Origin of the sequence: Coprococcus sp. AF16-5, from assembly GCF_003479365.1 — a bacterium.
Classification (GTDB): domain Bacteria; phylum Bacillota; class Clostridia; order Lachnospirales; family Lachnospiraceae; genus Coprococcus; species Coprococcus aceti.
Genome location: NZ_QUGZ01000012.1, coordinates 1410 through 12311 on the forward strand (window position 1 = coordinate 1410; position 10902 = coordinate 12311).

The 10902-nt window shown below is 43.0% G+C and carries 6 protein-coding genes and 4 pseudogenes; all 10 read left to right on the plus strand.

Annotated features, from left to right (window positions below; genetic code table 11):
- Positions 1-239: 239 nt before the first annotated feature.
- Positions 240-551 (plus strand): annotated as a pseudogene (locus DWW70_RS14405) (phospholipase D family protein); the annotation flags it as partial.
- 24 nt (positions 552-575) lie between these two features.
- A complete protein-coding gene (locus tag DWW70_RS14410) occupies positions 576-1247 on the plus strand; it encodes a response regulator transcription factor (RefSeq protein WP_004851516.1) in 672 nt (223 codons plus the stop codon).
- A complete protein-coding gene (locus DWW70_RS14415) occupies positions 1247-2290 on the plus strand; it encodes a HAMP domain-containing sensor histidine kinase (protein WP_117550266.1) in 1044 nt (347 codons plus the stop codon). The genes DWW70_RS14410 and DWW70_RS14415 overlap by 1 nt, the downstream gene beginning before the upstream one ends.
- 33 nt (positions 2291-2323) lie before the next feature.
- Positions 2324-3370 (plus strand): FUSC family protein, encoded by a 1047-nt coding sequence (locus DWW70_RS14420; protein WP_118650111.1) that lies wholly within the window; start codon positions 2324-2326, stop codon positions 3368-3370.
- Positions 3371-3376: 6 nt separating this feature from the next.
- Positions 3377-3743 (plus strand): annotated as a pseudogene (locus DWW70_RS14425) (CDP-alcohol phosphatidyltransferase family protein); the annotation flags it as partial.
- Positions 3741-3908 (plus strand): annotated as a pseudogene (locus DWW70_RS15045) (sensor histidine kinase); the annotation flags it as partial. The pseudogenes DWW70_RS14425 and DWW70_RS15045, both read left to right, overlap by 3 nt.
- Positions 3907-6357: pseudogene (locus DWW70_RS14430) on the plus strand (DEAD/DEAH box helicase family protein); the annotation flags it as partial. The pseudogenes DWW70_RS15045 and DWW70_RS14430, both read left to right, overlap by 2 nt.
- On the plus strand, positions 6338-6712 hold the full coding sequence (locus DWW70_RS14435; RefSeq protein ID WP_001129922.1) for a TnpV protein: 375 nt from the start codon (positions 6338-6340) through the stop codon (positions 6710-6712). The pseudogene DWW70_RS14430 and the gene DWW70_RS14435, both read left to right, overlap by 20 nt.
- Before the next feature lie 366 nt (positions 6713-7078).
- The gene (tet(O), locus tag DWW70_RS14440) at positions 7079-8998 is read left to right on the plus strand and encodes a tetracycline resistance ribosomal protection protein Tet(O) (protein ID WP_109215033.1); all 1920 of its coding nucleotides are present in this window, start codon (positions 7079-7081) and stop codon (positions 8996-8998) included.
- Between the two features lie 50 nt (positions 8999-9048).
- Entirely contained in the window at positions 9049-10269 is a 1221-nt protein-coding gene (gene tet(40), locus DWW70_RS14445; protein WP_109215034.1) for a tetracycline efflux MFS transporter Tet(40), read from the plus strand.
- The last annotated feature ends 633 nt before the right edge of the window (positions 10270-10902 follow it).

Consider the following 10902-nt stretch of genomic DNA (forward strand, 5'->3'; position numbering starts at 1 on the left):
AAATAAAAAAGAAGGAGGATACCTGATGTATAGCAAAAATGGTATTCCGTGGGTAAGACCACCCACACAGGACAGGAAGCATAGAGAAAATAATATCGGGAGGACAGAACAATGGTCGATGAATTGACGCAGGAGTCGTTCCAGACAGGAAAGGCGATTGTGACTGTCAGCGTAGATCTGATTACTGGATGAAAAATAAATTTTGTTGAGGTTAAATTGAGATTGACTTTGTATTGTATAAGGAAAGAATCTGCGAGACCGATTATACGGACGAAACTTTTGAGACAGAAAAGATTACATTAGTGTCAAATCCTATTCACACAGGTTCCAAAGAACCAGTAGTGTGGTATCAGTTGGGAGAATTGATGAAAAATGCAAAAAATCGTGTGAAGATCCACACGCCATATATTATCTGTAATGATATGATGTATAATACATGGGAGGAGATTGCAGAGAACGTTTCAGATTTTTCTATCATGACAAATTCAGTTGCAAATAATAGGAATCCATTTGGGTCTGCCGATTATGCGAAAAACAGAAATAGAATCCTGTTCTGATAAAGGAGGAAGAAGATCGTGTTTCAAATATTAATTGTAGAAGATGATAAAGAATTAAGCCAGCTATTCCAAAAAGTGCTTGAGAAGAATGGATATCAGGTCAAAAGTGCATCGGATGGAGCACTGGCATTAGAAATATTGGATAAAGAGTATATTGATCTGATCATTTCCGATATTATGATGCCGGTTATGGATGGCTATGAACTGGTGTCGGAACTCCGTTCAGCAGGATATCAGATACCGGTACTTATGATCACTGCGAAAGGTTCCTTTGATGATATGCGCCAGGGTTTTCTTTCGGGAAGTGACGATTATATGGTAAAACCGGTAAATGTGAATGAAATGGTTTTAAGAGTCGGAGCACTGCTTCGCCGTGCACAGATACTGAATGAACACAAAATTGTGATCGGTTCAACAGAGTTTGATTATGATGCAATGACGGTTACAACTGATAAGGAAAGTCTTGTTTTGCCTAAAAAAGAATTCCTGCTTTTATATAAGCTTGCAGCTTCGCCAGGCAGAACATTTACAAAACAACAGTTGATGGATGAAGTATGGGGATACGAGACGGAGGCAGACCCACATACGATAGAGGTACATATAGGAAGAATCAGAGAGCGTTTTAAAGATAACCCTGATTTTGAAATCGTAACAATGCGTGGAATTGGATACAAGGTGGTGAAAAAATAATGGAACAAAAGAAAGAAAAAGGATTGCGGATCCGATCCTGTCTGACTGGTGCAATCTGGCTGGCACTTGTATTTTCAACAGTCATATCTGCTTTATTATTTGCTTTTTTGAATCATTTTTTTAATCTGCCGGGCAGCATACCTGTGCTTGGCTGGCTTTTGATTTTCAATACATTGATTGCAGGGCTGATCACTTCCTTTATTAATGCAAAGTTACTGGAACCAATTACCAGACTTAGTAAAGCAATGAAGGAAGTTTCTCAGGGAGATTTTGAACAGCATTTGGAAACGAACAGCCGTATAGCAGAAGTTGGAGAATCTTATCAAAGTTTTAACGTTATGACAAAAGAACTTCGTGCAACAGAGGTGTTGCAGATGGATTTTGTATCTAATGTTTCTCATGAGTTTAAGACCCCGATTAATGCCATTGAAGGATATACAATGCTGCTTCAGGGAGAAGAACTGTCTCCGGATCAAGAGGAATATGTAGAAAAAATCTTATTTAACACCCAAAGACTTTCCGGATTGGTTGGTAATATTTTGCTGTTATCCAAGTTAGAGAATCAGAATATACCAATGAAAAAAACAGAATATCGTCTGGATGAACAGATCCGCCAGGCATTTCTTTCATTGGAAACAAAATGGACAGAAAAAGAAATTGGTTTTCAGGTAGAATTGGAGGAAGTTAAATATACTGGGAATGAAGGACTTTTTATGCATATCTGGTTAAATCTTTTGGATAATGCGATTAAGTTCAGCCCTTCAAAGGGGACAATTATGATGTTTCTGAAACAAGAACAGGATTCTGTTAAGTTCATTCTGGAAGATGAAGGACCAGGAATAGAGGATGATGTAAAATCCAGAATATTTGACAAGTTCTATCAGGTAGATGGATCTCATAAAGCAGAAGGAAATGGTCTAGGTCTTGCACTTGTAAAACGGATTGTAGATAGTGCCGGAGGAACAATCAAAGCAGAAAACCGTGAATATGGTGGATGCAGATTTGTTATAGAGCTGCCAAAGCAGAAAGATGAGATTATATAGTTTTAAGATAAATTAGAAGATGGGAGAATTTATATGACATTTTATCAGGAGTTGCAGTTAAATCAGGCAGGTTCTAAAAACCTGTTGAAAAAGAGTGAAACACTAAAAGAAAAATTATATCATATGTGGGTATATCTGGTGAAGATAGCTGTTACAATGGCATTTTGTTTTTCCTTTGTTAGTATTTTCAGCATCCTATTTGGAAATGAGAACAGCATTGTAGGTGTAGTAGTCTTATTATGTCTCATGGTGTTTAGAAATGCGGATCTGGGGATCCGCATCGGACAATCTACGATGCTTTTGGCTTTGTTCTTTGTAATTATGACTGTATGTCCGCATTTAGCAAATCAGTTTTCACCGGTATCGGGAATGCTGTTAAATATTGCGGCACTGGCTGTGTTGATTCTGTTCGGATGCCATAATCCATTCATGTTTAATCAATCTACATTGGTTCTTGGGTATCTGCTGTTATATGGTTATGATGTTACGGGAAAAAGCTATCAGATGCGATTAGTCGGAATGGCTTTAGGTGCAGCACTTACCTGCTTCGTATTTTATCGAAATCATAAAAACAGAACTTATAAAAGAAATCTGAAAGATCTGGTACAAGAATTTGATATCACTTCTTCCAGAACAAAATGGCAGATATGTCAGATTTTATGCGTACCGATTGTCATTTGCATTGCAGAACTTTGTAATATGCCACGTGCAATGTGGGCTGGTATTGCGGCCATGTCCGTGATTTTGCCGTTTATGGAAGATATGCACTACAGAGTCCGTAAAAGGATTGTCGGAAATATTGCAGGTGTTATATGTTTTACAGTATTATATTTTCTGCTTCCTTCGTCAATATATGCATATATAGGAATTCTTGGTGGAATCGGTGTAGGATTTTCAGCACAATATGGCTGGCAGGCAGTATTTAACACATTTGGTGCTTTAGCCATTGCTGCAGAGACTTATGGACTACAAGGAGCGGTTAGTCTTAGAGTGATTCAAAATGTTTTTGGTGTTGTGTTTGCTTTAGCATTTTGTGTTATATTTTATTGGTTTATGTCTAAAAAAAGGAAAGTGAGGTGACCGTACATGCAGAGTGAAGTGAATCAGGAAGAAAAATTGAATAGAATTATTACGGTTTCTAATCTTCTTTCTTTTTTTTCGGCTTTGTCTGATTCCGGTAATTATATGGAGTTATTGTGTAAAGAAAAATCCTCTGTTAGCTGGTGAAATCTTATTGCTGTCTGGTTTTACGGATCTTGCTGATTGATATATCGCAAGAAGATTCCATAGGATTAGTAATTTAGGAAAAATACTTGATCCGGTGGCTGATAAGCTGACACAGGCAGCGGTGCATATTATATGGTTCCACATTACACCGATGGTATCAGATCTGTTGATTGGTTTGTGCACTATAATGATGGTCATATCGGTCGCTCTGTATATTATCCAGAATCTGATGCAGATTTTCAGTAATCTGTTGTCTAATGCAATAAAGTACACACAGGAAGGTGGAATAATCCAGTTTATAGCAGAAGAAAGTGAGACAAACTCTTCTACATATGGAAAATATCATTTTATAGTCAGTGACAATGGTATGGGAATGTCTGCTGATTTTAAAGGCAGATATGTTCACGAAGCGGACTATCAAGCCCCACCGAGAAGTAACTTCGGTTGAAACAGCAAGTGAAGCCCTTGCCCTCTCTATCGGGGAGAGAGCCCGTGTTGATTTGCCTTATATGGAGCAGCTCACAGGCAAAACGCAGGTTGAGCTTGTGCAGGATTTACAAGGTGTTATCTACAAAGTACCGAACTCCGAGCCTGTTTCCTATGTAGCCGCAGATGAGTATCTGTCGGGAAATGTCCGAAATAAGCTGACGGTTGCGGAGCTTGCTGCGAAGAATGACCCAGAGCTTGCAGTTAATGTGGAAGCTTTGAAAAAGGTCATTCCCAAAGACCTCTCGGCGGCGGAAATCTCTGTCCGTCTGGGTGCGACTTGGATGCCGCAGGACGATATACAACGGTTTGTGATGGAGCTTTTAACTCCGTCAAGCTATGCCGCAGGCAGATTAAAGGTACGATACACCCCGATAAACGGAGACTGGTTCATAGAGAATAAAAGCTCCGATATGGGGAATGTAAAGGCGGACAGCACCTATGGTACGAAAAGGGCTTCCGCCTATCGTATTATTGAGGACACCTTAAACCTGCGTGACACCCGTATCTTTGATTATGTGTATGACGAACACGGCAATAAAAAAGCGGTGTTCAATGCAAAGGAAACCACGGCGGCACAGGCGAAGCAGGAAGTCATCAAGCAGGCGTTTCAGGATTGGATATGGAAAGACCCAGAACGGCGAAACCGCCTTGTCCGTTATTACAACGACACTTTTAACTCTGTGCGACCCCGTGAGTATGACGGAAGCCATATCACTTTTGGAGGTATCAGCCCAGAAATCACACTAAGACCCCATCAAGTCAACGCCATCGCCCATATCCTTTATGGCGGCAATACGCTCCTTGCCCATAAGGTGGGAGCAGGAAAAACCTTTGAAATGGTAGCCGCCGCACAGGAAAGCAAACGGCTCGGCTTATGCCAGAAATCTATGTTTGTTGTGCCGAATCATCTTGTCGGTCAGTGGGCTTCCGAATATCTGCGGCTCTATCCGAGTGCAAATATCCTTGTTACAACAAAGCAGGATTTTGAAACAGGAAACCGCAAGAAGTTCTGCGGCAGGATTGCCACGGGCGACTATGACGCAGTCATTATCGGGCATTCGCAGTTTGAAAAAATCCCGATGAGCATAGAACGCCAGAGGGAGCAGTTAGAAAAGCAGCTTGATGATATTGAGCGTGGCATTGACGATGTGCAGGCTTCCAAAGGCGAACAGTTCACGGTCAAGCAGCTAATGAAAACCCGAAAGGCAATCAAGACGAAGCTCGAAAAGCTCAATGACACCAAGCGTAAGGATACGGTCATCGACTTTGAACAGCTCGGCATTGACAGGCTTTTCATTGATGAGAGTCATTTTTACAAGAATTTGTACCTCTACACCAAGATGCGGAATGTGGGTGGTATCGCCCAGACCGAAGCCCAGAAATCAAGTGACCTCTTTATGAAATGCCGCTATCTGGACGAAATCACGGGCAACCGTGGCACGGTTTTCGCAACGGGTACGCCTGTCAGCAATTCAATGGTTGAGCTGTACTCCGTTCAGAGGTACTTGCAGTATGATACTCTTGCACAGAACGGTTTACAGCATTTTGATAGTTGGGCTTCTACCTTTGGGGAAACGGTTACAGCTCTGGAATTAGCACCCGAAGGCACGAATTACCGAGCCAAGACGAGGTTTGCCAAGTTCTATAACCTGCCAGAGCTGATGCAGATGTTCCGTGAGGTGGCGGATATTCAGACCGCCGATATGCTAAAGCTCCCCGTGCCAAAGGTCAATTACCACAATATTAAGACCAAGCCGAGTGATATACAGACCGAAATGGTAGCTTCCCTTGCGAAGCGGGCTGAGAAAGTCAGGGCAAGGCTTGTCGAGCCGAACATCGACAATATGCTCAAGATAACCAATGACGGAAGAAAACTGGCTCTTGACCAGAGAATGATTGACCCAATGCTGCCAGACGACCCAGACAGTAAAGTCAATGCCTGCGTGGATAATGTGTACCGTATCTGGGAGGAACACGCCGATACCAAAGCGACACAGCTTGTGTTCTGCGACCTGTCCACCCCGAAAAATGACGGTACTTTCAATGTCTATGACGATATGAGGGAGAAATTGATAGCCCGTGGTATTCCTGCGGAGCAGATACGCTTTATTCACGAAGCGACCACCGATGCACAGAAAAAAGAGTTGTTCGGCAAGGTCAGAAGCGGCGAAGTCCGTGTGCTGTTCGGCTCTACTCCGAAGATGGGAGCAGGTACGAATGTGCAGGACAGGCTCATAGCAATCCATAACCTTGATTGTCCGTGGCGTCCTTCCGATGTAGGACGGATTTTGCGGACATTCAAAATAAAAAAGAATGTGGAGGTAACAGACAATGGCAAAATCATTATTTGAGGAACTGGGCGGCAAATACGAAAGGCAAGGGGATTATTTGATACCGTGCTTAACTGTACCCGCCGAAGAAGAACAGGCAATAGGCATCTGGGGGCAACGGCATTTAGATTATCTAAAACAGTACCGTAAAGTTACATACACCAATCTTCTTACAAGCGGCAGGCTAAACGCCTACCTTGCCGACATCAACAGACAGGCACAGGAACGCTTTGAAAGGCTCATAGAGGGTATGAAACAGGCACAGGGCATAACGGAACAGCTAAAGGCAGAAAACGCCTTAGAATGGACAGGATGCCTCAATAACATAAGGGCTTGTGCGAGGGAGATTGTGGAAAAGGAAATTATTTTTGCATAAACAGATGATTAGTGGCAGGGGGAAATCCTGCCGCTTTTTCTGCTTTAGTTTGTCAGCTTGACAAATAAAGGGTTAAGGAATATAATTAGATTCAGTATTATACAAGGAGTTAATAAATATGCGGCAAGGTATTCTTAAATAAACTGTCAATTTGATAGTGGGAACAAAAAGTAGCAGTCCCGTTTCACTTTTAATATGGGGCTTAGTTTTTTGTACCCAGTTTAAGAATACTTTTATCATGTAATTTTATATGCCCGAAAACATATAAGTGTTTTGGGGCTATTGGAGTTATTTACCCAGTGATAGGAGTATTTATCACTGGGTATTTTTATGCCCTTTTTTGGGTGTTGATAGGAGGAAAATCACATGAAAATAATTAACTTAGGCATTCTGGCTCACGTTGACGCAGGAAAGACAACATTAACGGAAAGTTTATTGTATACCAGTGGTGCAATTGCAGAACTAGGGAGCGTAGATGAAGGCACAACAAGGACAGATACAATGAATTTGGAGCGTCAAAGGGGAATCACTATCCAGACAGCAGTGACATCTTTTCAGTGGGAGGATGTAAAAGTCAACATTATAGATACGCCAGGCCATATGGATTTTTTGGCGGAAGTATACCGTTCTTTATCCGTATTAGACGGAGCAGTATTATTAGTTTCTGCAAAGGATGGCATACAGGCACAGACCCGTATACTGTTTCATGCACTACAGATAATGAAGATTCCGACAATTTTTTTCATCAATAAAATTGACCAAGAGGGGATTGATTTGCCAATGGTATATCGGGAAATGAAAGCAAAGCTTTCTTCGGAAATTATAGTGAAGCAAAAGGTTGGGCAGCATCCCCATATAAATGTAACGGACAATGACGATATGGAACAGTGGGATGCGGTAATTATGGGAAACGATGAACTATTAGAGAAATATATGTCAGGGAAACCGTTTAAAATGTCAGAACTGGAACAGGAAGAAAACAGGAGATTCCAAAACGGAACGTTATTTCCCGTTTATCACGGAAGCGCTAAAAACAATCTGGGGATTCGGCAGCTTATAGAAGTAATTGCCAGTAAATTTTATTCATCAACGCCTGAAGGTCAATCTGAACTATGCGGGCAGGTTTTTAAGATTGAATATTCAGAGAAAAGGCGGCGTTTTGTTTATGTGCGTATATATAGCGGAACATTGCATTTGAGGGATGTTATTAGAATATCTGAAAAAGAGAAAATAAAAATCACAGAGATGTGTGTTCCGACAAACGGTGAAATCGTCCCGGCTGACCATGCCTGTCCGGGAGAAATTGTTATTTTAGCTGATGATACTTTGAAACTGAACGATATCCTGGGAAATGAAAAACTCCTGCCTCACAAAACACGGATTGATAATCCCATGCCATTACTTCGGACAACGGTAGAGCCGCAAAAGCCGGAGCAAAGGGAAGCCCTGTTAAATGCCCTCGCAGAGATTGCTGATACAGACCCTCTTTTGCATTTTGACATTGATACTGTTACCCATGAGATTATGTTATCTTTTTTGGGGAATGTGCAGATGGAAGTCATTTGTGCCATCCTTGAGGAAAAATATCATGTGGAGGCAGAAATAAAAGAGCCTACTGTTATATATATGGAAAGACCGCTTAGAAAAGCAGAATATACCATCCACATAGAAGTCCCGCCAAATCCTTTCTGGGCTTCTGTCGGGTTGTCCATAGAGCCGCTCCCTATTGGAAGCGGAGTGCAGTATGAAAGCAGAGTTTCACTTGGATATTTAAATCAATCGTTCCAAAATGCGGTTATGGAGGGGGTTCTTTATGGCTGCGAGCAGGGGCTGTATGGATGGAAAGTGACAGACTGTAAAATCTGTTTTGAATATGGATTGTATTATAGTCCTGTAAGTACCCCCGCAGACTTTCGGCTGCTTTCCCCTATCGTATTGGAGCAGGCTTTAAAAAAAGCAGGGACAGAACTATTAGAGCCATATCTCCACTTTGAAATTTATGCACCGCAGGAATATCTCTCACGGGCGTATCATGATGCTCCAAGGTATTGTGCAGATATTGTAAGTACTCAGATAAAGAATGACGAGGTCATTCTGAAAGGAGAAATCCCTGCTAGATGTATTCAAGAATACAGGAACGATTTAACTTATTTCACAAATGGGCAGGGAGTCTGCTTGACAGAGTTAAAAGGATACCAGCCAGCTATTGGTAAATTTATTTGCCAACCCCGCCGCCCGAATAGCCGTATAGATAAGGTTCGGCATATGTTCCACAAGTTAGCTTAACAGCTTGCAAAAGTCATATAAAATGAGATTTGAAAGGAGAATGTAACTTCATGTTTGCTAAAAATTCAAAGGCATATTCTGTCTACCTGCTGTTCCGATTTGTCTGTTCCCTGGCGGTTTCTATGTCCACAGTGCTTTCCATCGTGTACCACCTGGAGGTGGTGCAGCTGGATGCTTTCCAGCTTGTCCTGGTAGGGACGGTTCAGGAGACCTCCTGCTTTCTGTTCGAGATGCCCACCGGTGTGGTGGCGGATTTGTATAGCCGTCGGCGCTCGGTGCTGATTGGAATGTTCCTCTACGGCCTGGGCTTTCTGATGGAGGGTGCGCTACCGTGGTTCGCGCCGGTTCTGCTGGCCCAGGTTGTCTGGGGTTGCGGTGATACCTTCATCACCGGCGCTCTGGAGGCGTGGATTGCCTCGGAGGAAGAGGACAAACCCATAGACAAGGTGTTCCTGCGGGGCAGTCAAATGGGGCAAATCGGCGGCGTTCTGGGCGTGGTGCTGGGCACACTGCTGGGAAACATAAACCTGCAAATGCCTCTCATCTTGGGGGGCAGTTTGTGCTTGTTGTTGGGGCTGGTGATGGTTCGCATCATGCCAGAAACCAACTTCTCCCCTGCTATTGAGGAACGGCAGGGCTTGCTTAAAGACTTTGTCTGCCTGTTCAAGCTCAACCTGGGCTTTGTGAAAGGCGCACCTGTGTTGCTGGCGCTCTTAGCAATCACACTATGCGGGGGACTTGCCAGTGAAGGCTTTGACCGGCTCTCCACCGCTCATTTTCTGGATGACACGGTAATACCCGTTATCGGGCCGCTGAACAGCGTCACTTGGTTCGGTGTTATCAGTCTTATCGGCAACGGCTTAGGTATTCTGGCTTCTCAGTTGCTCATCGCCCGCATGGAGAAAAAAGGGACTGTCAGCCGAACCAGTGTGGTCATGTCCACCAGCGCCGGGTATATCCTGTTCCTGGTTCTCTTCGCGGTGGGGCGGAGCTTTTGGTTCATGTTGTTGGTGTTCCTGCTGGCGGGGCTTATGCGCACCATCAAGGAGCCTGTGCTGGCCGCCTGGATGAACGACCAAGTGGATGAGAAAATGCGCGCCACAGTCTTTTCCACCAGCGGACAGCTGGACTCTTTCGGGCAGATCATCGGCGGGCCTATTGTGGGGCTGGTAGCCCAGCAGGTGTCCATACCCTGGGGGCTGGTCTGTACCGCTTTCCTGCTGTTGCCCGCGCTGTTCTTAGTGCCGGTGGCGGGAAAGAAGCGGGATTGATATGGCATAGTTAAGTTTACTGACGAGCGGGAGATTACTTCCGCTCGTCTTCATTTAGTAGCGCAAAATTTGAGGACTCTTTATTTCCTTATTCGGTATAGCGGAGGCGGCTGTCAATTCGACATAATTTTCTTGTGATACTTTACCGTACATGAGCATTTGTTTCGTATTTGAAAGAACAAACTCACCAAATAAAAAAAACGATATTCGGGTGGGTTATTTTGTTATACCCTAAATTACCCTCTGAATTTGTTTTTAAATTTGGAGGGATTTTTTTATGTCCTTTTTTCGGGCAGTTATCTATCTGCTCATACGAAGCAAAATTTATCAATACATAGCATATCAGAGAACGGCAGGAAACCAGTTAAAAAAATTTCTGCCAGTGCAACGGTACTTCTCACCTTGAAAGTAGAAGTACAATCTCCATACAATAGAATTACTATTTCCTATAACCGTAAAGGTCACAGAGCCTTTGCGGTTTTTCTTTTGTCGATTTTTGTTGGAAAGTGCCGTAGGGCTGTTTCTGATATGCGGTGTCGTTCTCCGCCTCTCCATCTGGATTTTTTACATTTCAAAAATTCAGATGGGAGACCAGCTATGAAAAGTCAACCATAGATTAGCTGGAAATTATTA

Excerpts from the sequence above, each read along its gene's own strand:
- DWW70_RS14415 (WP_117550266.1), top strand. The coding sequence starts at position 1,247 with ATGGAACAAAAGAAAGAAAAAGGATTGCGGATCCGATCCTGTCTGACT.
- DWW70_RS14435 (WP_001129922.1), top strand. The coding sequence starts at position 6,338 with ATGGCAAAATCATTATTTGAGGAACTGGGCGGCAAATACGAAAGGCAA.
- DWW70_RS14420 (WP_118650111.1), top strand. The coding sequence starts at position 2,324 with ATGACATTTTATCAGGAGTTGCAGTTAAATCAGGCAGGTTCTAAAAAC.